Source organism: Ralstonia sp. Ralssp110 (genome assembly GCF_047325135.1).
GTDB lineage: Bacteria > Pseudomonadota > Gammaproteobacteria > Burkholderiales > Burkholderiaceae > Ralstonia > Ralstonia mojiangensis.
Genome location: NZ_CP168610.1, coordinates 2,402,011 through 2,422,855 on the forward strand (window position 1 = coordinate 2,402,011; position 20,845 = coordinate 2,422,855).

General features: G+C 63.0%; 22 protein-coding genes. 6 read left to right on the forward strand and 16 right to left on the reverse strand.

Annotation, left to right across the window (positions count from 1 at the left end):
* Positions 1 to 13: 13 nt before the first annotated feature.
* Both rimM and rpsP read right to left on the reverse strand, forming a co-directional pair.
* A complete protein-coding gene (gene rimM / locus ACEN9T_RS20165) occupies positions 14 to 568 on the reverse strand; it encodes a ribosome maturation factor RimM (RefSeq protein ID WP_092971885.1) in 555 nt (184 codons plus the stop codon).
* Between the two features lie 133 nt (positions 569 to 701).
* Positions 702 to 956, reverse strand: a complete 255-nt coding sequence (gene rpsP / locus ACEN9T_RS20170) for a 30S ribosomal protein S16 (protein WP_024976244.1) — start codon at positions 954 to 956, stop codon at positions 702 to 704.
* 145 nt (positions 957 to 1,101) lie between these two features.
* On the opposite strand from rpsP, the gene ACEN9T_RS20175 reads away from it, so the two are divergent.
* The 4 genes from ACEN9T_RS20175 to ACEN9T_RS20190 all read left to right on the forward strand — a co-directional run bounded on the left by ACEN9T_RS20175 (position 1,102) and on the right by ACEN9T_RS20190 (position 3,712).
* Positions 1,102 to 2,175, forward strand: coding sequence for a PQQ-dependent sugar dehydrogenase (locus ACEN9T_RS20175; RefSeq protein ID WP_413708489.1), 1,074 nt, complete (start codon positions 1,102 to 1,104; stop codon positions 2,173 to 2,175).
* Positions 2,176 to 2,368: 193 nt separating this feature from the next.
* Entirely contained in the window at positions 2,369 to 2,758 is a 390-nt protein-coding gene (locus tag ACEN9T_RS20180) for a hypothetical protein (protein ID WP_413706865.1), read from the forward strand.
* Positions 2,759 to 2,886: 128 nt separating this feature from the next.
* Positions 2,887 to 3,069 carry a hypothetical protein gene (locus ACEN9T_RS20185; RefSeq protein ID WP_413706866.1) on the forward strand — a complete coding sequence of 61 codons (183 nt, stop codon included), beginning with the start codon at positions 2,887 to 2,889 and terminating at the stop codon, positions 3,067 to 3,069.
* Positions 3,070 to 3,256: 187 nt separating this feature from the next.
* Positions 3,257 to 3,712, forward strand: coding sequence for an NINE protein (locus ACEN9T_RS20190; RefSeq protein ID WP_092971665.1), 456 nt, complete (start codon positions 3,257 to 3,259; stop codon positions 3,710 to 3,712).
* Here ACEN9T_RS20190 and ACEN9T_RS20195 read toward each other — a convergent pair whose 3' ends face one another.
* From ACEN9T_RS20195 to ACEN9T_RS20205, 3 genes are all read right to left on the reverse strand, one after another.
* The gene (locus ACEN9T_RS20195; RefSeq protein WP_413706867.1) at positions 3,713 to 4,837 is read right to left on the reverse strand and encodes a PA0069 family radical SAM protein; all 1,125 of its coding nucleotides are present in this window, start codon (positions 4,835 to 4,837) and stop codon (positions 3,713 to 3,715) included. It abuts the gene before it with no gap.
* 82 nt (positions 4,838 to 4,919) lie between these two features.
* The gene (locus ACEN9T_RS20200) at positions 4,920 to 6,539 is read right to left on the reverse strand and encodes an alkaline phosphatase D family protein (protein WP_413706868.1); all 1,620 of its coding nucleotides are present in this window, start codon (positions 6,537 to 6,539) and stop codon (positions 4,920 to 4,922) included.
* A 64-nt stretch (positions 6,540 to 6,603) separates the two neighbouring features.
* Complete coding sequence (locus ACEN9T_RS20205; protein ID WP_092971668.1) at positions 6,604 to 7,101, reverse strand: Lrp/AsnC ligand binding domain-containing protein; 498 nt, start codon at positions 7,099 to 7,101, stop codon at positions 6,604 to 6,606.
* Positions 7,102 to 7,223: 122 nt separating this feature from the next.
* Between ACEN9T_RS20205 and ACEN9T_RS20210 the strand changes: the two genes are divergently transcribed.
* Positions 7,224 to 8,513: a D-amino acid dehydrogenase gene (locus ACEN9T_RS20210; RefSeq protein WP_413706869.1), complete on the forward strand. Its 1,290-nt coding sequence runs from the start codon at positions 7,224 to 7,226 to the stop codon at positions 8,511 to 8,513.
* A 65-nt stretch (positions 8,514 to 8,578) separates the two neighbouring features.
* Here ACEN9T_RS20210 and ACEN9T_RS20215 read toward each other — a convergent pair whose 3' ends face one another.
* The 7 genes from ACEN9T_RS20215 to ACEN9T_RS20245 all read right to left on the reverse strand — a co-directional run bounded on the left by ACEN9T_RS20215 (position 8,579) and on the right by ACEN9T_RS20245 (position 16,078).
* Complete coding sequence (locus ACEN9T_RS20215) at positions 8,579 to 10,363, reverse strand: acyl-CoA dehydrogenase (RefSeq protein WP_413706870.1); 1,785 nt, start codon at positions 10,361 to 10,363, stop codon at positions 8,579 to 8,581.
* A gap of 169 nt (positions 10,364 to 10,532) precedes the next feature.
* Entirely contained in the window at positions 10,533 to 11,468 is a 936-nt protein-coding gene (locus ACEN9T_RS20220; protein ID WP_027677863.1) for an electron transfer flavoprotein subunit alpha/FixB family protein, read from the reverse strand.
* Positions 11,469 to 11,522: 54 nt separating this feature from the next.
* On the reverse strand, positions 11,523 to 12,272 hold the full coding sequence (locus ACEN9T_RS20225; RefSeq protein WP_413706871.1) for an electron transfer flavoprotein subunit beta/FixA family protein: 750 nt from the start codon (positions 12,270 to 12,272) through the stop codon (positions 11,523 to 11,525).
* Positions 12,273 to 12,461: 189 nt separating this feature from the next.
* Positions 12,462 to 13,262 carry a MetQ/NlpA family ABC transporter substrate-binding protein gene (locus ACEN9T_RS20230; protein ID WP_045204497.1) on the reverse strand — a complete coding sequence of 267 codons (801 nt, stop codon included), beginning with the start codon at positions 13,260 to 13,262 and terminating at the stop codon, positions 12,462 to 12,464.
* A 33-nt stretch (positions 13,263 to 13,295) separates the two neighbouring features.
* A complete protein-coding gene (locus tag ACEN9T_RS20235; RefSeq protein ID WP_012761567.1) occupies positions 13,296 to 13,949 on the reverse strand; it encodes a methionine ABC transporter permease in 654 nt (217 codons plus the stop codon).
* Positions 13,939 to 14,988, reverse strand: coding sequence for a methionine ABC transporter ATP-binding protein (locus tag ACEN9T_RS20240; protein WP_092971672.1), 1,050 nt, complete (start codon positions 14,986 to 14,988; stop codon positions 13,939 to 13,941). The genes ACEN9T_RS20235 and ACEN9T_RS20240 overlap by 11 nt, the downstream gene beginning before the upstream one ends.
* Positions 14,989 to 15,154: 166 nt before the next feature.
* On the reverse strand, positions 15,155 to 16,078 hold the full coding sequence (locus ACEN9T_RS20245; protein ID WP_413706872.1) for a histone deacetylase family protein: 924 nt from the start codon (positions 16,076 to 16,078) through the stop codon (positions 15,155 to 15,157).
* Between the two features lie 130 nt (positions 16,079 to 16,208).
* Between ACEN9T_RS20245 and mltB the strand changes: the two genes are divergently transcribed.
* Positions 16,209 to 17,333, forward strand: coding sequence for a lytic murein transglycosylase B (gene mltB, locus ACEN9T_RS20250; RefSeq protein WP_413706873.1), 1,125 nt, complete (start codon positions 16,209 to 16,211; stop codon positions 17,331 to 17,333).
* Between the two features lie 67 nt (positions 17,334 to 17,400).
* Here the strand turns inward: mltB and cysM are convergent, their stop codons facing one another.
* From cysM to rfaE1, 4 genes are all read right to left on the reverse strand, one after another.
* Positions 17,401 to 18,303 (reverse strand): cysteine synthase CysM, encoded by a 903-nt coding sequence (gene cysM, locus ACEN9T_RS20255; protein WP_092971675.1) that lies wholly within the window; start codon positions 18,301 to 18,303, stop codon positions 17,401 to 17,403.
* A gap of 111 nt (positions 18,304 to 18,414) precedes the next feature.
* Positions 18,415 to 18,738 carry a ComEA family DNA-binding protein gene (locus tag ACEN9T_RS20260; protein WP_413706874.1) on the reverse strand — a complete coding sequence of 108 codons (324 nt, stop codon included), beginning with the start codon at positions 18,736 to 18,738 and terminating at the stop codon, positions 18,415 to 18,417.
* 141 nt (positions 18,739 to 18,879) lie between these two features.
* On the reverse strand, positions 18,880 to 19,875 hold the full coding sequence (gene rfaD, locus ACEN9T_RS20265; RefSeq protein ID WP_092971677.1) for an ADP-glyceromanno-heptose 6-epimerase: 996 nt from the start codon (positions 19,873 to 19,875) through the stop codon (positions 18,880 to 18,882).
* A gap of 18 nt (positions 19,876 to 19,893) precedes the next feature.
* Positions 19,894 to 20,826 carry a D-glycero-beta-D-manno-heptose-7-phosphate kinase gene (rfaE1, locus tag ACEN9T_RS20270; protein ID WP_092971678.1) on the reverse strand — a complete coding sequence of 311 codons (933 nt, stop codon included), beginning with the start codon at positions 20,824 to 20,826 and terminating at the stop codon, positions 19,894 to 19,896.
* Between the last annotated feature and the right edge of the window lie 19 nt (positions 20,827 to 20,845).

Consider the following 20,845-nt stretch of genomic DNA (forward strand, 5'->3'; position numbering starts at 1 on the left):
TCCGGCCGCATGTTCAGTAATCCAGACCCCAGTCGACGACGATGCGCTTGCCCGCAACATCCACCGACTTCACGTAAACCTCGACAAACGGCACGAGCCGCTCGACCTCGCCTTCACCGACGATACGCAGGATTTGATGCGCGCCGTTATCGATCAGGCCGCCCACCGTGCCAAGCGTTTCCTCTTGCTCGTTGACGACCGTGGCGCCGATCAGATCGACCCAGTAGAACTCGTCATCGTCCGGCTCGGGAAAATCGGCCCGGCTAACCCACACGGCATAGCCGCGCAGTGCCTCGGCAACATTGCGGTCAGGCGCGGCAGGCGAACCCGCCACCACCGTACCGCTATGCTCACGCGACGTGCCGACGGGAAACACCCGCCAGTCCGCCGACGTTGCCAGTGCGCCAGCAGCCGGCTTGAGCCACCAGGTGCGAGCATTCAGCAGCGCGTCGGCGTCGCCGTGCAACTGGACCTTGATCCAGCCGCGAATACCGTAAGCCCCACCCACATAACCCACCTCGACGAGATCGTCGGGGAGCGCCGGGTTGGAGCCCGCGCCCGGGCGCATGGCTTGCAGCCGTTCGGCAACCTTTTGCGAGGTTGCTTGCGTTGCAGCAGCCACAGGACCGGGCCGTGTCGATGCGGCGCGCGTCACAGCAGGAAGTGCTCGGACGGCACCGTCGATCGACGCATGCTAAAACTTAGGCAGCAGCTTTCTTGCCGTTTTGCTTCACCAGACGGGCAACCGTCGGCGACAGTTGTGCGCCCACGCCTTCCCAGTAGGTCAGGCGGTCTTGCACGATGCGCAGACCTTCTTCGCCTTCACCGGCGAGCGGGTTGTAGAAACCGACGCGCTCGATGAAACGGCCATCACGGCGGTTACGCGAGTCGGTCGCAACGATATTGAAGAACGGGCGCTTCTTGGAGCCACCGCGGGCCAGACGGATCACGACCATGGATCTTTTCCTTGAAAAACTGGATATGCGTACAGAGAAACACGCAAGTATAGCGCAATTCCTCCGGCCAAACAAACACTTAGGCGTAGCGAATGGAGATGCCGGGCGGTACGCGCGGCAACGACGGTACATAAAGCCCGCTATTGTGGTCGCAGCTTGGCTTGGTACAGTCACCGCGGCGCTCGCGAAGCTGCCCATCGAGACACTCCACGTACCGCCTGGCTTCCGTGTCGAGGTGCTGACCGACGCGATGCCGGCCGCACGTGAAATGGCGCTTTCTCCGGCCGGAATTCTTTATGTTGGAAGCCGCGCCGGCAAAGTCTACGCAATGCCATGGCAAACGCCGAATGCGCCCATCCGTGTGGTGGCGTCCGGGCTGCAACTCCCTGTTGGCGTGGCATGGCGTGACGGCAACCTGTATGTGTCTGCGGTTTCGCGTGTGGTGCGGCTCGATGGCATCGACAAGCAACTCAGCAATCCACCCGAGCCAGTGGTTATCAACGACAAGCTGCCGACGGAAGCCCATCACGGTTGGAAATTCATCGCATTCGGGCCGGATGGAAAACTGTATGTGCCCGTTGGCGCACCCTGCAACATCTGCCGCCCGGATGAAAACCGGTACGCCAACATCATGCGCATGAACGCCGACGGCAGCGGCCTGGAACTGGTGGCGCGCGGCATTCGCAACACGGTCGGCTTCGACTGGCACCCGACCACGCACGAATTGTGGTTCACCGACAACGGCCGTGACCTGATGGGTGACGACGTGCCCGACGACGAGTTGAACCGCATCACCAAACCCACCCCGCACTTCGGCTACCCGTTCTGCCACGCGGGCAACATTCCCGACCCGGAATTCGGCGCCGGACACCCGTGCAGCAACTACCTGCCGCCTGTGGCCAAGCTCGGAGCGCATGTGGCGGCGTTGGGCATGCGGTTCTATTCGGGGGGCAGCTTTCCGGCGGAGTACCGGAACAACATCTTCATTGCCGAGCACGGCTCTTGGAACCGATCGTCAAAGGTGGGCTACCGCGTCATGCGCGTCGCACTGGACGCTGCCGGCAATGTGACGAAGCAGGAACCGTTCGCGCACGGCTGGCTGCAGGGCGAACAGGCGTGGGGACGCCCCGCCGATGTGCTCGTGGCGCCCGATGGCAGCTTGCTTGTGTCCGACGACTTGGCCGGCGCTGTGTATCGCATCCGCTACACGGGGAAATGACCTCGGCGTCGCCCCTCGCCATGGCAAAGCGTGCACGAAACATCTCGTTACACGGGTAACGTTCGGACAGTGGATGCCTACTGAGTGAAGCCTTACATTGACAAGCATGAACACGCGCAGCCGATCTCTGTTGCATACATCAGAAGCACGCGGCGCGTGGCGCTTTCGAATCCTTGCCCGACAGGAGATAGCCATGCCGATTCGCGCATTGCTTCGCCCCTTGGCGGCAGGCGTTCTGATCGTCGCCTCTGCGGGCGCTGTGGCTGCCAACGCATCGGCGCGTCAAGCCGCCGTCGCCTTTGCAAAATCCGCCCTGCCCGTCTGGACGCAAACGGCACAGACGGCGCCGCAGACGCGTCCGCTGGTGGCGCAATTCTTTGCCGACACGCGTAGCGAGCAGGCGGCCCGCATCCGCGCGCAAGTGGAGCGCATGGAAGCGCGTGCCCGTGCAGATGACCGCCTTAATGGTCGCGTTCAACCTCGGGACGGCGGCGGCCGCGGTGACTGGCAACAGCAGGAGCGCATGCGCCAGGAACGAGGCAACGGCGACCAAGGCAACTGGCGCGGTTCGCGCCGGGGCTGAGGCGCACACGCCGCCGCATTTCACATCCCGGAACTTGCCGGGGCACATCTGAGTCGTATTGGATGCTGCGTGCACACGTTTGGCGCGCACGCAGCATCACACCAATCACAACGACAACAGGTGCTCCAATGGCATTCCCCCTCCACCGCCATGTGCGGCTTATCCTTGGCCTCGTCTGGACCACGGCCTTTATGCTGATGCTCGCTCACCTGCTCTACGGTGAAGTCGGTTCGCGCCATCAGGCACCTCAGCTACAGCAGGACTCGACGGTTTCAATGAGCGTGCCGTCGCTGCGTCCGGTTCCGATTTAGTGATCCGGCCTCTCCTGCCGCAAGCGCTCCGCAGCGTTGCGCGCATCCGGCCGAACTGACGGCCTCTTCTTTTAGTTGCTGATACGTCTTTAGGACGCGCTTCCGGCGTCGTCATTTGGCTGCGCCGCGGTTGATGTTGGGCGTAGAATGCGCGGCGCTGTGTCTTGCCGTGTGTTCATCGCCCGCTATGTCTACGACCGCTCTCCAGAAAAAATCCAAGCTGTTGACCGTGCTGCTCGCCTTCCTGTTCGGGAGCGTGGGCGCACATCGCTTCTACCTCAAGGGCGGACGCGACTTCTGGGCGTGGTCGCAAGTGCTTGCCATGGTGCTCGGCGTGGTTGGCGTGGCGCTGCTGTGGTCGACGCAGCGTGCGAGCGTCCCAGGCTGGGTCTGCGCGATGATCGGTGGATCTTCAGTGCTGGCAGGGTATCTGTCTGCGCTGGTCTACGGCCTGCGCCCCGACGAAAAATGGGATGCGCAGTTCAATGCCGACGGCACGCCCACGCATTCGGGCTGGCCTGTCGTCCTGCTGAGCATTCTCACGCTGATGATTGGCACCGGCCTGCTGATGGCCGGCCTCGCCATTACTTTCCAGACGTATTTCGAAACGCAGGTGCAGGCAGCGAAAGAACTGTCGCAGTAGTCAAAACAAGCTGCCCTGGCGCTCATCGACCGGCTTTCGCGGCTTGACGGCGCGCGCCGGAGGTTTGAACTGCGAGGTATCAAGCACCAGTTCGTTGTAGCGGTGGTAACTGAAGCCGAGCCTGTCGGCGCTCTTGTAGAAACGCTGCCGCAATAAGTCCGCCCAAATGCCGGTTCCGCGCATGCGCGTGGCGAAATCCGCCTTGTAATCCTGCCCGCCGTGCAGGTCGCGGATGCGATTCATCACGCGTTGCGCGCGGTCGGGGAAATGCGCCATCAGCCAGTCCTGAAACACCGTGTTCAGCTCGTTTGGCAAGCGCAGCACGATATAGCTCGCGTACGTGGCGCCCGCTTCGCGCGCGGCTTCCAGAATCTGCTCCATGTGGTCGTCCGTGATGAAGGGAATCATCGGCGCGACGCTGACTCCCACCGGAATGCCCGCCTCGGCCAGCGTACGAATCGTGCGCAGGCGGCGCGATGGCGTGGCGGCACGGGGCTCCAGCTTGCGCGCCAGATCGGCGTCGAGCGTGGTGATTGTGACGGCGGCGACGACAAGATTCTTCGCCGCCATCGGGGCGAGCAGATCGACGTCGCGCTCGATCAATGTCGACTTGGTGATGAGCCCGACGGGGTGATCGCAATCGTGCAGCACCTGCAGCACATCGCGCGTGATGCGCAGCTCGCGCTCAATTGGCTGATACGCATCGGTGTTCACGCCCAGCGCAATTGCCTCGCAACGGTAGCTGGGCTTGGCCAGCGTTTCACGCAGCACCTCGGCAGCATTGGTCTTGGCGAACAGCTTGGTCTCGAAATCGAGCCCGGGCGATAACTCCAGATACGCGTGCGTCGGCCGCGCAAAGCAATACACACAACCATGCTCACAGCCACGATATGGATTGAGCGACACCCCAAACGGAATATCCGGCGACTGGTTATGGCTCAGGATCGAGCGCGCGCGTTCGATGGAGACGGAGGTCTGGATGCGCGGCGGCGCGTCGTCCGGTTCGAGGTGCCCGACGAGCGGTTGCCAGCCGTCGTCGACGCGCGTGCGTTCGTCGCGTTCGAAGCGGCCTTGCAGATTGGAAGTGGCGCCGCGTCCCTTGCGGGGGACATGGCGATCGGACATATCGGACACAGCAGAACAGAATGGATGCGGGGGCTTGCTGATCCTATCGCATCCGCCCCCGCTCCGCTGTGGGTGACGCTGGCTACGCCTCGGGATCGAGCTTCACTTCCCAGAGCGATTTGCCGTCGAGGTCATGGAGCGACACGTGCATCGTCCGCGTGGCCGGGTCGATCTTGGCGCGGCCGTAATACTGCTGCAGCGCTGCCGGTGACTGGTTCTGCGGATTGTCCTTGGGAATGCTGATGTAGCGCAGGTCCGGCCCAAAGGTCTGATCCACTTCGTTCGGCCCGAACGTGCCCGCGTTGATCGGCCCGCCGACGAATTCCCAGAACGGCTTGAATTCCGTGAACTTCGCGCGCGAGGGGTGGTAGTACGTGGCCTGTGCGTAGTGCACGTCGGCCGTCACCCACACCACGTTCTGGATGTTCTCCTGCTTGATGAAGCGCAGGATCTCAGCCAGTTCCAGTTCGCGGCCCGACGGCGCGCCATCGTCCGCGTTCGCCCAGGCTTCGTAGGTGCCCTTGGGCACGTCCGGATTCAGATCGGGCACCACCAGCGAGATCGGCATATCGCTCGCAATCACCTTCCACGTCGCCTTCGACTGCTTGAGCGATTTCTTCAGCCACGCCGCCTGTGCCGGGCCGAGAAAGGCCGAATCGGCATCCAGCCGGGTCTGGCGGTTCGGCGAATTGCGCCCGCGGTAGCTACGCTCGTCCAGCATGAACACGTCGAGCAGCGGCCCGTATTGGAACGCGCGATAGATTTGCTCGGGGTCGATCGGGTTGAAGCGGAACGGGTTGTACTCGAACATCGCCTGCTTCGCACGCGCCGCCAATAGCGACGCGCTGCGCTCCTGGTAGCGCTTCTCTTCCGGGCCGATCTGCTGGCCGGGATACCAGTTGTTGCGCACTTCGTGGTCGTCCCACTGCACGAGGAACGGCACTTCAGCCGAGAACGCCCGCTTGTTCTTGTCGAGCTGGTTGTAGGCAAAGGCGCCGCGGTAGTCGTCGAGCGTCTGGGCAACGTGCGACTTGGCCTCGGTAACGAGGTTGGTCCACAGCGAGCCGTCGGGCAGTTTCACCTCGGCCTGGATCGGGCCGTCGGCATAGATCTGATCGCCGGAGTGGATGAAGAAGTCGGGCGATTCGCGACGCATCGCTTCGTACAGCCGGTAACCGCCGAAGCGCTCGTTGATGCCCCAGCCCTGGCCGGCTTCATCGCCAGAGAAGACGAAGCAGATCGGGCGATTGGCCGACACAGGTGCCGTACGAAACCGACCAGTGACGGGCTCGCTGAAGGCTTTGTCGTGCACGAGATCCTGGAAGCGGACGCGGTAGAACAGGTCAGCGCCAGCGGGCAGCCCATTGAGGTCAACGCGGGCTGTCAGGCCGCTGCTGTCGAGGGCCGCCGGCCCCACACGGCGCACGACATTCTTGAACGCGGCATCCGTGGAATATTCGACGATCATGCGTGCCGGACGATCGGAGCGGCTCCAGACGATGGCGCTTTCGGCCGTGATATCACCGCTCATCACACCGCCAGGCAGTTGCGGGCGCAGGCGTTCGGACGTCACTGCGGCCGGCGCGACGCCCTGGGCCAGCACGTCGCCAATACGCGAGCCGAGCAGCGCCGTGCCGCTGACGGAAACGAGGCCCTTGATAAGCGTGCGGCGGGTCGGTTTGAAGATCGGCTGGTCGGACATGCGGGCTCCGGTGTCGGTGATGAAGGTGCCGGCCAGCCTAAGGCGCTTCCGTGACAACGCTACGTCACCCGCCCTCTTCCGTCACATCGATGGCGAGCGTCTCCTTGATCTCCTCCATCACGATGTAACTCTTGGACTGCACCGCGCCGGGCAACTGCAGCAGGATGTCGCCCAGCAAGCGGCGATATTCGCTCATCTCGCGAATGCGCGCCTTGATGAGGTAATCGAAATCGCCCGACACCAGATGACACTCCAGCACCTCGGGAATGCGCAGCACCTCACGCCGGAACTGCTCGAACATGTTGCCCGACTTGCTGCCTAGGCTGATCTCCACAAACACCAGCAGCGACGCGCCCAGCATGGCCGGGTTGAGCCGCGCGTAATAGCCCAGGATGAAGCGTTCTCGCTCCAGCCGTTTGACACGCTCGATGCACGGCGTGATGGTCAGGCCGACCGCCTCGGAGAGTTCCTTCATCGACAACCGTCCGTCCTTTTGCAGCAGGTCGAGGATGCGCCGGTCAAGCTTATCGAGGGCCCGGACGGGCTTGCGCTGGGTTCGCATGGTGGAAAACGCCTCAAAATCGAAGTTGTTACTGTTTCCAATAAATATACAGAAACATCTACTGGAGTTGTGCGAATACGATAGCGGCATCTATCGCAAATGCATCTCCGGGGAGTATCACCATGCGCGTGCTCGTTCTTGGCAGCGGCGTGATTGGCGTGACCAGCGCTTATTACCTGGCCCGCGCGGGCCATGAAGTCACCGTCGTCGATCGTGAAGCCGGTCCGGCGCTGGAGACGAGCTTTGCCAATGCTGGCCAGATCTCGCCGGGCTACGCGTCGCCGTGGGCCGCCCCGGGCGTGCCGCTCAAAGCCATCAAGTGGATGTTCCAGCAGCACGCGCCGCTCTCCATCCGCCCCGACGGCACGCTCTTCCAGCTCAAGTGGATGTGGCAGATGCTGCGCAACTGCGACGCCGCCAGCTATGCGCAAAACAAGGAGCGCATGGTCCGCCTGGCCGAATACAGCCGTGACTGCATCCGCGACCTGCGCGCCGACACCGGCATCGCCTACGAAGGCCGCCAGCAAGGCACGCTGCAAATCTTCCGCACCCAGCAACAGCTCGACGGCGCCGCGAACGACATCGCCGTGCTCGAGCGTGCTGGTGTGCCCTACGAACTGCTTTCGCGCGAAGACCTCGTGCGCAGTGAACCAGGCCTGGCCTCGACCCGCCACAAGCTGGCCGGTGGCTTGCGCCTACCCAATGACGAAACGGGCGATTGCCAACTCTTCACCACGCGCCTCGCCGCGATGGCGGAAAAGCTCGGCGTGCGCTTCCGTTTCAACAGCACGATCAACAGCCTCATCTTCAAGAACGACGCCGTACGCGGCGCGCTGGTCGACGGCCAGCCGATCGACGCCGATCTCGTGGTCGTGGCACTGGGCAGCTACAGCACGCCGTTCCTGAAGAATCTGGTGAACGTGCCGGTCTACCCGCTCAAGGGTTTCTCGATCACCGTACCGATGACCGACGCGGCGAAGAGCCCTGCGTCCACCATCCTGGACGAGACCTACAAAGTGGCCGTGACGCGCTTTGACGACCGCATCCGCGTGGGCGGCATGGCGCAGATCGTCGGCTATGACAAGCGCCTGGACCCGGGCAAGCGCAAGACGCTGGAGTTCGTGGTCAACGACCTGTTCCCGGGTGCCGGGGATGTGTCGCGTGCCTCGTTCTGGACGGGCCTGCGCCCGATGACGCCGGACGGCACGCCCATCGTCGGCCAGACGCCCGTGCGCGGCCTGTGGCTCAACACTGGGCACGGCACGCTGGGTTGGACCATGGCATGCGGCTCGGGCAAGCTGCTGTCGGATCTGGTGTCCGGCCGCTCGCCTGCCATCCGCTCAGATGACCTGTCGGTGTATCGCTACATGGGTGGGACGCCGATGCCGGCAACCCAGCCTGCGCTGGCCTGATCGCCTACGCTGCATGCAATAAAAAGGGAGGCCGAAGCCTCCCTTTTTTGTTCCGCTGATGCCGCTTAGAACCGCAATTCAGGCATCGCGCCGATCGTCTCGCCGCCTGTCAGCACGCTCTGCGCAATACCGGGTGCCTGCGTGAGCAACACGTCAGCGAACACGCGCGCGGTGGCGATCTTCGCACCATAGAAGTTCGGGTCTTCGCTCTCGCGGTCGAGGGCCACCAGCAGCGCACGCGCCATCTGCCAACCCGACAGCACGATGCCGCAGAGACGCAGATACGGCACGCTGCCCGCGAACACGGCGTTCGGCTGCGCCTTGGTCTGTGCGACCACAAAGCGCACCACCGATTCCAGTGCCTCGCGACCTGCTGCCAGACGCGCCCGCATCGCGTCGCAATGCGCACCGCCCTTTGCCGCCAGCGCCGATTCCACCTTAGCGATTTCCGCGCAAATGCCCAGCGCCACCGCACCGCCGTCACGCACAGTCTTGCGGCCGATCAGATCGTTGGCCTGGATGGCCGTGGTGCCTTCGTAGATCGGCAGGATGCGCGCATCGCGATAGAACTGCGCGGCGCCCGTCTCTTCGATAAAGCCCATACCGCCGTGCACCTGCACGCCCAGGCTCGTCACATCGATCGACATCTCGGTGCTCCAGCCCTTCACGATGGGCACCAGGAATTCGTACAGCGCTGCGTTCTGCTTGCGTGCAGCGTCGTCGGCAGCGTGATGGCCGGCATCGCACGCCGCAGCAGCCACATAGGCCAGCGCACGCGCACCTTCCGTCATGGCGCGCATCGTCAGCAGCATGCGCTTCACATCCGGGTGGTGAATGATGGGCACGGCCTTGGCAGCAGAGCCATCCACGGGGCGGCTCTGCACACGCTCGCGCGCATAGGCGACGGCCTTCTGATACGCGCGCTCCGACACGCCGATACCCTGCATGCCCACCGCATAACGCGCCGCGTTCATCATGATGAACATGTATTCCAGGCCGCGATTTTCTTCGCCAACCAACGTGCCGATCGCGCCGCCGTTGTCGCCAAATTGCAGCACGGCCGTCGGGCTCGCCTTGATGCCGAGCTTGTGTTCGATCGACACGCAATGCGCATCGTTGCGCGCGCCCAGCGAGCCGTCTTTATTGACCATGAACTTCGGCACCACAAACAGCGAGATGCCCTTCACGCCTTCCGGCGCACCCGGCGTACGCGCCAGCACAAGGTGGACGATGTTCTCGGCCATATCGTGCTCGCCCCAGGTGATGAAGATCTTCGTGCCGAAAATCTTGAACGTACCGTCGCCTACCGGCTCGGCGCGCGTGCGTACGAGTGCCAGGTCGGAGCCAGCCTGCGGCTCAGTCAGGTTCATCGTGCCCGTCCATTCGCCCGAGATGAGCTTGGGAACAAAAAGCTGTTTCTGCTCTTCGGTGCCGGCCGTCAACAACGCCTCAATGGCGCCATCCGTGAGCAACGGGCACAGCGCGAACGACAGGTTCGCCGCGTTCAGCATTTCGATGCACGCCGTGGCGATCAGCTTCGGCAGGCCCTGGCCGCCGTATTCCACCGGATGCTGCACGCCCTGCCAGCCGCCTTGGCCGAACTGCGCGAACGCCTCCTTGAAACCCGCGGTGGCCGTGACGACGCCGTCCTTCCAGCTGCTCGGGTTACGGTCGCCTTCCACATTCAGCGGCGCAACGACTTCACCGGTAAAGCGCGCGCTTTCTTCCAGCACGGCCTGTGCCGTGTCGGCGGTGGCGTCTTCAAAGCCGGGCAGCTTGGCGACGTTGTCCAGGCCGGCCAGCTCGTTCATCACGAACAGCATGTCCTTGACTGGGGCTTGATAGGTCATGTCTCTCTCCAACTCTTGTTAAGCGCGATCAGGACAGTGCCGCATCGAGTGCGTGACGCACTCTCCTGATGGCGCTCGCGTACAAAAAAAGCCGTTTCCAAACAGGTCGGAAACGGCTTTGCGTCGGGCATTGCTGCGCGCCTCTCTTGATGCGCGCAGCGCGTTGCAATCAGCCCAGTGCGGTCACCAGCTCCGGCACGACGGCGTTCAGATCGCCCACGAGGCCGTAGTCCGCCACCTGGAAGATCGGCGCTTCCGGATCCTTGTTGATCGCAACGATCACCTTGGAATCCTTCATGCCTGCCAAGTGCTGGATCGCGCCCGAGATACCGACGGCGATATACAGCTGCGGCGCGACGATCTTGCCGGTCTGGCCAACCTGGTAGTCGTTGGGCACAAAGCCGGCGTCCACTGCCGCGCGCGAGGCGCCCAGCGCTGCGCCCAGCTTGTCGGCCAGCGGCGTCAGCACCTTGGTGTAGTTCTCGCCCGAGCCTACGCCACGGCCGCCCGACACGATGATCTTCGCGGCGGTCAATTCCGGGCGGTCGCTCTTCGTCACTTCGCGCGAGACGAATTGCGAGATGCCGGCGTCAGCCACGGCGGTCAGGTTTTCGGTAGCAGCGGAGCCACCGGTGGCAGCGGCCGGGTCGAATGCCGTGCCGCGCACGGTGATTACCTTCACCTTGTCGGCCGATTGCACGGTGGCAATCGCGTTGCCGGCGTAGATCGGGCGCTCGAAGGTGTCCGGGCCGTCGACCTTGGTGATGTCGGACAATTGGGCCACGTCCAGCTTGGCGGCCACGCGCGGCAGGATGTTCTTGCCGTAGGCGGTGGCGGGCGCCAGGATGTGGCTGTAGTTACCGGCAACGGCCAGGGCCTGCTCGGCGACGTTCTCGGCCAGGCCATCGGCAAACTGAGGGGCGTCGGCCACCAGCACCTTGGTCACGCCGGCGATCTGCGCGGCGGCTTGTGCAGCGGCGCCACAGCCAGCGCCGGCCACCAGCACGTGGACGTCACCGCCGCATTGGGCGGCGGCCGTCACGGTGTTCAGTGTCGCGGCCTTGATGGATTGGTTGTCGTGTTCAGCAATAACGAGTGCGGTCATCTTGATCTGCCTGTTCGGTGTGCTTGAAGTTGCGTGCAGTAGCGGTTGACCGCCTTACAGCACCTTGGCTTCCGTCTTGAGCTTGAACACCAGCGTGGCCACGTCGGGCACCATCACACCGGCGCTGCGCTTGGCGGGCTCGACGACCTTCAGCGTCTTCAGGCGCGGTGCAACGTCCACGCCCAGGTCTTCCGGCTTGACCGTGTCGAGCTGCTTTTTCTTCGCCTTCATGATGTTCGGCAGCGTCACGTAGCGCGGCTCGTTCAGGCGCAGGTCGGTGGTGACCACGGCCGGCAGCTTGACCGACAGGGTTTCCAGACCGCCGTCCACTTCACGTGTGACCGAAGCCTTGCCATCAGCGATCTGCACCTTCGAGGCAAACGTGGCTTGCGGCAGGCCAGCCAGCGCAGCCAGCATCTGGCCGGTCTGGTTGGCATCGTCGTCAATCGCCTGCTTGCCGAGGATGATCAGCTGAGGCTGTTCCTTGTCGACCAGCGCTTTGAGCAGCTTGGCGACGGCCAGCGGCTGCAGCTCTTCGGCAGTCTCGACCAGAATGCCGCGGTCGGCGCCGATGGCCATGGCGGTGCGCAGGGTTTCCTGGCACTGCGTCACGCCGCACGAGACGGCGATCACTTCGGTAGCGACGCCCGCTTCCTTCAGGCGGACCGCCTCTTCCACGGCGATCTCGTCGAACGGGTTCATGCTCATCTTGACGTTGGCCAGATCGACACCGCTGCCGTCCGTCTTCACGCGAACCTTCACGTTGTAATCGATCACGCGCTTGACTGCGACCAGGACTTTCATGCGCTCACTCCACTAATTGATAAGACGATTTTGCAAAACGCCGGCCATTATAAGGGGGGCTGGTCGCTCGCGTAATTTTTCCGAACGGTCGTGCTATTTTAACCGCGAAAATTTGCCGGACGCCAGTCAAACGTCCGGCAATCTGTTCGGTAGAACCCTCTACCGGGTCACCGAGAAATCATAAAGTGATTACCAAGCCACAATCACCGCATCTTTGTACTTCGTCTTGACGAAAGACTTCACGGCGTCGGAATGATACGCCTTCACCAGCTTGGCGACCCAGGGTTGGTCCTTGTCGGCGGCGCGGATGGCGATCACGTTGGCATACGGGCCTTTCGGGCTTTCGATGGCGATGCCGTCCTTGGTCGGGTCCAGGTTGGCCTTCTCGGCATAGTTGCCATTGATGGCGGCGGCATCCAGGTCATCCAGCGAGCGCGGCAGTTGCGCGGCATCCAACTCGACGAACTTCAGCTTCTTGGGGTTCTCCGCCACGTCGCGCGGCGAGGCCTTGAAACCGGCGTTCGGCTTGAGCTTGATCACGCCTTGCGATTGCAGCAGCAGAAGCGCGCGGCCGCCATTGGTGGGATCGTTCGGCAGGCCGAAGCGCGCACCGTCCTTCAATTCCTTCAGCGACTTGATCTTCTTCGAGTAGATCCCCATCGGGAAGGTGATGGTCTGGCCGACGCTCACAAACTTGTAGCCGCGCGTGGCAATCTGGTCGTCCAGATACGGCTGGTGTTGATAGCTGTTGGCGTCCAGATCGCCGGCAGCGAGGGCCGCATTCGGCTGGATGTAATCGTTGAACTCGACGATCTGGAGCTTCAGGCCGTCCTTCTCGGCGACCTTCTTCACTTCTTCCATGATCTCGGCGTGCGGGCCGGCGGTCACGCCGATCTTGATCGGCTTGCTCTGCGCCAGGGCGCTGCCTGCGACCAACGCCAGTGCGGCACCAAGGCTCGCGGACCATTGAAGCAGTTGACGGCGATTCATTGTGTTTCCTCGTTTTGTCTGTCGATTGGGTGATTAACGGTGGCTCAGGCGGCGCACGAGCCAATCGCCCGTCGATTGCACCGCCTGCACAAAGACGATCAGGATGACGACAACCGCCAGCATGATGTCCGATTCGTAGCGCTGATAGCCGTAGCGAATGCCCAGATCGCCCAGGCCGCCGCCGCCGATGGTACCGGCCATGGCCGAGTAGCCTACAAGACTGACGAAGGTGATTGTCAGGCCGGCGAGGATGCCCGGCATCGCCTCTGGCAACAGCACCTTGTAGACGAGTTGGCCCGTCGTCGCCCCCATCGATTGAGCTGCCTCGATCAGGCCGCGGTCCACTTCGCGCAACGCGGTCTCGACCAGGCGGGCGACAAAGGGAATCGCCGCGATCGTCAGCGGCACGATGGCCGCGGCGGTGCCGATGGAGGAGCCCGCCAGCAGGCGCGTGAACGGAATCACCGCGACCAGCAGGATGATGAACGGCACGGAGCGCACGGCATTGACGACAAGGCCCGCCACGCGGTTGAACACCGGCGCCGACAGCACGCCGCCCGAAGTCGTCAGATACAGCAGTACGCCCAGCGGCACGCCAAACAGCGCACCAATGCCGCCGGACACGCCAACCATGGCGAGCGTTTCCCAGAAGGCCGGCAGGAACAGATCGGTCAGGTCAGACCACATGGTTGATCTCCTCGACCACCACGCCTTGCTCGCGCAGGAAGTTCATCGCGTTGTTGATGTCGGCGGTCTCCCCCGATGCCAGGATCGCCAGCGAACCAAAGGCCTGGCCCTGGATCTCGTCGATATGGCCGTGCAGGATGTTGAAGTCGAGCCCGTAGTTGCGGATCGCCTGCGCCAGCACCGGCTGATCCACACCCGCACCCGTGAAGGCTAGGCGGAACAGATGGTCCCGCCCGCCCTGCTCGCGCGCAACGAGCCGGCTTTCCACGCGGGCCAGTACCGAGGGCGGCAGTTCCTGCGAGATCACCTCGCCGATGAGCGCGCGCGTTACGTCATGCGCGGGCTTCAGGAACACGTCGATCACACGGCCCAGTTCCACCACCCGGCCGGCGTCGAGCACCGCCACACGGTCGCACACCTGCTTGATGACTTCCATCTGGTGCGTGATCAGCACGATGGTCAGGCCCAGTTCGCGGTTGATCTTGCGCAGCAGGTCAAGAATCGAGCGCGTCGTCTCCGGGTCCAGCGCGGAGGTCGCCTCGTCGGAGAGCAGCACATCTGGCTGGCTGGCCAGCGCGCGGGCGATGCCAACGCGCTGCTTTTGGCCACCGGAAATCTGCGCGGGGTAGCGGTCCTTGTGCGCAGACAGGCCCACCAGTTCCAGCAGCGGCAACACGATCTCGCGTATGCGTTCACGCGACGTGCCGGCCAACTCCAGCGGCAGCGCCACGTTGTCATATACGGTGCGCGAGGACAGCAAGTTGAAGTGCTGGAAGATCATGCCGATCTTGCGGCGCGCTTGCCGCAGGCCGTCGGCATTGAGTGCGGTGAGCTCCTGCCCTGCCACGGTAACGGTGCCGGAGGTCGGCCGATTCAGCAGATTGATGACGCGGACCAGCGTGCTCTTGCCCGCGCCGCTGCGGCCGATGATGCCGAAGATTTCTCCCCGGTCGATGGTGAGGTCCACGTCGCGCAGCGCGTGGACGTCATGGCCGCCCGCTCCCCGAAAGTGCTGCGATATCCCCTTGAGTTCGATCATGCGTACAGACAAAAACGGCAACCGCCCAGTGCCTAGGCCGTTGCCGTCTCTTTTTTGTTGGAATAAGACGCTAGTGTAAGGCAGACCCTACATGCGAGGAACGATTCTTTAACGATGTCTTTATTACTTTTTTGAATGTCATTGACGATTCGTCACCGTCGATCGCTTAAAGCTCGGCCAGCGCCTTAACGTGCGCCACCACACTGCGCCCGAGCGCGCTGAGGTTGTAGCCGCCCTCCAGACAACTGACGATCCGGCCCTTGGCGTGTGTGCGCGCCACCTGCATGAGCTGCTGCGTGATCCACGCGTAGTCCGCCTCGACCAGGCCCATCTGGCCCAGATCGTCTTCGCGGTGCGCATCGAAACCGGCGGAGATGAACAGCATTTCGGGCTGGAACGCATCTAAGCGAGGCACCCAAATGGTTTCCACCACTTCGCGCACGGTCAAACCGTTCGTATAGGCCGGCAGCGGGATGTTCACCATGTTGGCCGCTACCGCTTCGGTGCCGGAATACGGATAGAACGGGTGCTGGAAGATGCTGCACATCAGCACGCGCGGCTCGTTGATGAACGCCGCCTCGGTGCCGTTGCCGTGGTGCACGTCAAAGTCGACGATCGCCACGCGCTGCAAGCCGTGATGGTCCAGCGCATGACGCGCGGCCACGGCCACATTGTTGAAGAAGCAGAAGCCCATTGCGCGGCCCGGCTCCGCATGATGGCCAGGTGGGCGCACGCTGCAGAAGGCGTTCTCCAGCTCGCCGGCGATGACCTTGTCGGTGGCGTCCACCGCAGCCCCCGCCGCCAACACTGCAGCCATGTATGTGTGCGGGTTCATCGAGGTGTCGGGATCGATCGGCATATAACCGGCAATCGGCACGCTGGCCACCAGCTCGCGCACGTATTCAGCGCGATGGACGCGACATAGCTGCGCCTCGGTGGCGGGCGGCGCCTCGCAGGGAACGAGCAGGTCGTCGATGCGGCTGGCGATGAGCTGATCTTCGATCGCGCGCAGGCGGTCCGGGCATTCGGGATGGTGCGGTCCCATCTCGTGCCGGAGGAATTCGGGATGCGTGTAGAGGCCGGTCGCCATGTTGTTGTGATCCGGTGTGCTTCAGTGTCTCCAGCCGCTACGTTAGCACGGCTGTGCGACAACGCCGCCCCCCCGGGCGATCCAACAGACGCATCCGCTACAATGCCCCGATCCCGTATGAAGCCTGCCCATGAGCCAATCGCCTTCTTCCCGTCGTCCCGTATTGCGCGCCCTGGTGGCTGGCGCAGCGCTTTCCGCGCTCTCTTTCCCGGCGCTCTCGCTGGCTGCCAAGAAAGCTGCCAAGTCGCCCACGCGCCGCGTTGCGGTGCATGAAGAAGAGATCGACCCCGATCGTTATCGCAACAATCCGCAAACGCAGGCCTTCATCGGCATGCTGGTCGCGCAGTACAACTTTGACCGGACATCGCTCGATACGCTGTTTGCCGGAACGGCCTATTCCGCTACGGTGGCGCGCCTGATCCTGCCTCCGGCCACGCCCGCGCGTCGCAGCTGGACGGCCTATCGCGGACGCTTCATCGAGCCGATCCGCATTGGCGCCGGCGTACGCTTCTGGCAGCAATACGGCGACACACTGCGCCGTGCCGAGAACGAATTTGGCGTGCCGGCCGACGTGATCGTGGGCATCCTGGGCGTCGAGACCATCTACGGCCGAGACATGGGCAACTTCCGCGTGATGGACGCGTTGTCCACGCTGGCCTTCGACTACCCCGATACGCCCAACCGCGAAGACCGCAGCACGATGTTCCGCAACCAACTCAAGGACTTCTTGCTCTGGTGCCGCGACACGGGCACGGACACCTTCTCGGTCCTCGGCTCGTATGCGGGCGCAGTCGGCATTCCGCAATTCATGCCAACCAGCATCCGCGAATACGCCATCGATTACGACCGCGATGGTCATATCGACCTGCGCAACAGCGCGGTGGATGCCATCGGCAGCGTCGCACGCTTCCTGCAGATGCACGGCTGGGAACCGAACCGCCCTGTGATGTGGAACATTGCCCGTGATGCGGACAGCCAAGGCATCGCAGCAGCGGCAGCGGACGGCCAGCCGTATCCCGGCATGACGCTGTCGAGGCTCATGCGCGCTGGTCTGGCGCTGGCTCCGGGCGTCGATGCCACACGCGAGCAGGAAACCGAGGTGCTGATGATCGACCTGCCCACGCCGGGTCAGCCGACCGAGTACCGCGTCGGCCTGCGCAACTTCTACGTGCTCACGCGCTACAACCGCAGCTTCTTCTACGCAGCTGCGGTGTACGAGTTGGGCCAAGCCGTGCGGCAGGCGATGCAGGGTTGATCCACCGTCCACGCAAACAAAAAGCGCAGCTCCGGCTGCGCTTTTTTCTTGGCGATGCGGCGTGCCGTCAGGCGGGGAAAACGCCCGTCGACAAGTAACGGTCGCCTCGATCGCACACCACGAACACGATCGTCGCGTTTTCGACTTCCTCGGCCACACGCAGTGCCACGCACAACGCACCCGCCGCAGATATCCCGCAGAAGATACCTTCTTCGCGAGCCATGCGACGCGCCATGTGCTCGGCGTCGGACTGACTCACCGGCTCGGTGCGATCGATGTACTTCGGATCGTAGATCTTCGGCATGTACGCCTCGGGCCACTTGCGGATGCCCGGAATGCGCGAGCCTTCTTCCGGCTGTGCGCCCACGATCTGGATGTCGGCGTTCTTCTCTTTCAGGAAGCGCGAGACACCGGTAATCGTGCCCGTCGTCCCCATCGCCGAGACGAAATGCGTGATGCGGCCCTCGGTGTCGCGCCACAGTTCGGGGCCGGTGGTTTCGTAGTGCGAAAGCGGGTTGTCCGGATTGGCAAACTGATCGAGGATGACGCCCTTACCTTCCTTCTCCATCGCGTCGGCCAGGTCACGTGCGTATTCCATGCCGCCTTTGACGGGGGTGAGGATGATCTCCGCGCCGTAAGCGGCCATGCTTTGGCGGCGTTCCACCGACAGGTCTTCCGGCATGATCAGCACCATCTTGTAGCCACGCACGGCGGCGGCCATGGCCAGGGCAATGCCCGTGTTGCCCGACGTGGATTCGATCAGCGTGTCACCCGGCTTGATGCGGCCACGCGCTTCGGCGTGCTTGATCATGGACAGCGCAGGGCGATCCTTGACCGAGCCGGCTGGGTTATTGCCCTCGAGTTTGCCGAGGATGACATTGCCGCGGCGCGCGTTGCCTTCGCCGGGAATGCGCTGGAGCTGAACCAACGGCGTGTTGCCGATGGTGTCTTCGATGGTGAGATAGGCCATGATGCGTGGGGGACGGGAATCAAGGCATTGTAATGCAGCCCAAATCCCTTGCCCCACACATGGCAAAACGCCCCGCTCGGGGCGGGGCGTTGGCTGCAGGTGACCGCAGACTTACTTCTTCTTTGCGTCCTTGCTGTCCTTCTTGGCTGCGGCCGGCGCCGATGCCGCTGCCGGAGCGCCGAACGTCAGACCTTCGTTCTCCAGCTTGACGAGCGTCTTGTCGCCAATGCCGGACACGCGAGCCTTGAAGTCGGCGGCGTCTTTGTACGGACCGTTCTTGGTGCGCTCTTCAATGATCGACTTGGAACGCTTGGGACCGATGCCGGACAGCGTCTCAAGCGCAGCATGATCTGCAGTATTCACATCTACCGCGGCCCACGAGACCGACAGCATCGACAGCGACATCAACGCGGTAGCCAACAGCTTCTTCAACATGTGCTTCTCCTTGGTATTGGGAGGAAAAAAAAACCGCCACATGAGGTGGCGGTTTCGACACATCTTAAAGAGCGTCCTGGCGATTCCGCAGCGAACGGACAAAAAGTCACACGCCGTCTGATTCTTGGCAGAACTGATCGATCAGGCCGGCTGCTTCAACAGCCACTGACAGTAACGCTCCACGCCTTCCTGGACCGTCAGGAACGGCGCCGTGTAACCCGCCGCGCGCAGGCGCGACTGGTCCGCTTGCGTGAAGCACTGATACTTGCCACGCAATGCGTCGGGGAATTTCACGTATTCGATCAGGCCTTCCTGTGCCAGCTCTTCGGTCGAAAGCGCCGGCTTGCCTTCAGCTGCGCGCAACGTGTTCACGACCGTCGTGGCGATATCGTTGAACGGCTGCGCGCGGCCCGTGCCGAGGTTGAAGATGCCCGACTTGTCCGGATTGTCAAAGAAGAACAGGTTGACCTTCACCACATCTTCCACCGACACGAAATCGCGCATTTGGCCACCTTGCGGGTAGCCGTTGTACTCGCCGAACAACTTGACCGTCCCTTCTGCGCGGAATTGGTTGAAGTTGTGGAACGCCACAGAAGCCATGCGACCCTTGTGCTGCTCACGCGGACCGTAGACGTTGAAGTAGCGGAAGCCGACGATCTGCGACAGCGCGGTTGGCATGACACGCCGCACGATCTGGTCGAACAGCAGCTTGGAATAGCCGTACACGTTGAGCGGCCGCTCGAACTCGGGCGCTTCGCGGAACGTTTCCGACGCGCCGTACGTGGCTGCCGACGAGGCATAGAGAAACTGCACCCCTTGGTCCAGGCACGCGCGCATCACCGCCAGCGAGTAGCGGTAATTGTTGTCCATCATGTAGCGGCCGTCGGTCTCCATGGTGTCGGAGCAGGCGCCCTCATGGAAGATCGCGCGGACTTTGCCGAACTCGCCGCGCGCAAAACGCTCAACAAAATCGGTCTTGTCCAGGTAGTCGCTGATCTGGCAGTCGACGATGTTTTTGAACTTGTCGGCCCGTGTGAGGTTGTCGACGGCGATGATGTCGGTCTCGCCGCGCTCGTTCAGACCTTTGACGATGTTGGCGCCGATAAAGCCGGCCGCGCCGGTGACGATGATGGTCATGATCCGTTGATCAGGTGATCAGTTGAAGAGTTCTGCGTGGGTGACGACCGCCGTGCCCAGCTTGCCGACCACGATGCCGCCTGCGCGATTCGCGTACTGCACGGCTTCCTTGATGTTGGCGCCCGCCCCCAGCAGCGTGGCCAGCGTGGCGATCACGGTATCGCCGGCGCCGGAGACGTCGAACACTTCGCGCGCCTGCGCCGACACGTGCAACACCTCGTGCTCGGTATAAAGCGTCATGCCTTCTTCCGAGCGCGTGAGTAGCAGCGCCTCGAGTTGCAGATCGCGACGCAGGTTCTGTGCGCGGATGGTCAGGTCCTGCTCCGATTTCCACGAACCCACCACCTGGCGCATTTCAGCCCTGTTGGGCGTGATCATGGTTGCACCCTTGTAGCGCGAATAGTCATCGCCCTTCGGGTCGACAAGCACGCGTCGGCCCGCCCGGCGCGAGGTCTCGATCATCTTGCCGACGTGCGTGAGTCCGCCCTTGCCGTAGTCCGACAGCACCACCACGTCGTGCTGCGGCACCAGCGTACCGAAACGATCGAGCACCGACATCAGCACTTCGTGCGTGGGCGCGTTTTCAAAATCAACGCGAATCAATTGTTGCTGACGTGCCAGCACGCGCAGCTTGATCGTCGTGTTGACTGCCGGATCACGATGCAGGTGACCCGTAACATGGCTCTCGCCGAGCAGCGTTTCAATACTGCGACCCGGCTCGTCGTCGCCAATCACACCAAGCATGGCTGCCTGCGCGCCGAGTGCCGCCACGTTGCGCGCCACGTTGGCGGCCCCACCAAGACGCTCATCCTGGCGCTTGATCTGCACGACCGGTACCGGCGCTTCCGGCGAAATCCGATCGACATCCCCAAACCAGTAGCGGTCGAGCATCATGTCGCCGACCACGAGAATGCGGGCGGCGTGGATCTGTTCGGAAGCAAGCGTGGTCATGGGTCTAAGCGTCGGCAGC

What these genes read in the sequence shown, in the direction of transcription:
- rimM (WP_092971885.1), bottom strand. Translation starts at nt 568, where the DNA reads ATGCGCCCGGGCGCGGGCTCCAACCCGGCGCTCCCCGACGATCTCGTC.
- rpsP (WP_024976244.1), bottom strand. Translation starts at nt 956, where the DNA reads ATGGTCGTGATCCGTCTGGCCCGCGGTGGCTCCAAGAAGCGCCCGTTC.
- ACEN9T_RS20180 (WP_413706865.1), top strand. Translation starts at nt 2,369, where the DNA reads ATGCCGATTCGCGCATTGCTTCGCCCCTTGGCGGCAGGCGTTCTGATC.
- ACEN9T_RS20185 (WP_413706866.1), top strand. Translation starts at nt 2,887, where the DNA reads ATGGCATTCCCCCTCCACCGCCATGTGCGGCTTATCCTTGGCCTCGTC.
- ACEN9T_RS20190 (WP_092971665.1), top strand. Translation starts at nt 3,257, where the DNA reads ATGTCTACGACCGCTCTCCAGAAAAAATCCAAGCTGTTGACCGTGCTG.
- ACEN9T_RS20195 (WP_413706867.1), bottom strand. Translation starts at nt 4,837, where the DNA reads ATGTCCGATCGCCATGTCCCCCGCAAGGGACGCGGCGCCACTTCCAAT.
- ACEN9T_RS20200 (WP_413706868.1), bottom strand. Translation starts at nt 6,539, where the DNA reads ATGTCCGACCAGCCGATCTTCAAACCGACCCGCCGCACGCTTATCAAG.
- ACEN9T_RS20205 (WP_092971668.1), bottom strand. Translation starts at nt 7,101, where the DNA reads ATGCGAACCCAGCGCAAGCCCGTCCGGGCCCTCGATAAGCTTGACCGG.
- ACEN9T_RS20210 (WP_413706869.1), top strand. Translation starts at nt 7,224, where the DNA reads ATGCGCGTGCTCGTTCTTGGCAGCGGCGTGATTGGCGTGACCAGCGCT.
- ACEN9T_RS20215 (WP_413706870.1), bottom strand. Translation starts at nt 10,363, where the DNA reads ATGACCTATCAAGCCCCAGTCAAGGACATGCTGTTCGTGATGAACGAG.
- ACEN9T_RS20220 (WP_027677863.1), bottom strand. Translation starts at nt 11,468, where the DNA reads ATGACCGCACTCGTTATTGCTGAACACGACAACCAATCCATCAAGGCC.
- ACEN9T_RS20225 (WP_413706871.1), bottom strand. Translation starts at nt 12,272, where the DNA reads ATGAAAGTCCTGGTCGCAGTCAAGCGCGTGATCGATTACAACGTGAAG.
- ACEN9T_RS20230 (WP_045204497.1), bottom strand. Translation starts at nt 13,262, where the DNA reads ATGAATCGCCGTCAACTGCTTCAATGGTCCGCGAGCCTTGGTGCCGCA.
- ACEN9T_RS20235 (WP_012761567.1), bottom strand. Translation starts at nt 13,949, where the DNA reads ATGTGGTCTGACCTGACCGATCTGTTCCTGCCGGCCTTCTGGGAAACG.
- ACEN9T_RS20240 (WP_092971672.1), bottom strand. Translation starts at nt 14,988, where the DNA reads ATGATCGAACTCAAGGGGATATCGCAGCACTTTCGGGGAGCGGGCGGC.
- ACEN9T_RS20245 (WP_413706872.1), bottom strand. Translation starts at nt 16,078, where the DNA reads ATGGCGACCGGCCTCTACACGCATCCCGAATTCCTCCGGCACGAGATG.
- mltB (WP_413706873.1), top strand. Translation starts at nt 16,209, where the DNA reads ATGAGCCAATCGCCTTCTTCCCGTCGTCCCGTATTGCGCGCCCTGGTG.
- cysM (WP_092971675.1), bottom strand. Translation starts at nt 18,303, where the DNA reads ATGGCCTATCTCACCATCGAAGACACCATCGGCAACACGCCGTTGGTT.
- ACEN9T_RS20260 (WP_413706874.1), bottom strand. Translation starts at nt 18,738, where the DNA reads ATGTTGAAGAAGCTGTTGGCTACCGCGTTGATGTCGCTGTCGATGCTG.
- rfaD (WP_092971677.1), bottom strand. Translation starts at nt 19,875, where the DNA reads ATGACCATCATCGTCACCGGCGCGGCCGGCTTTATCGGCGCCAACATC.
- rfaE1 (WP_092971678.1), bottom strand. Translation starts at nt 20,826, where the DNA reads ATGACCACGCTTGCTTCCGAACAGATCCACGCCGCCCGCATTCTCGTG.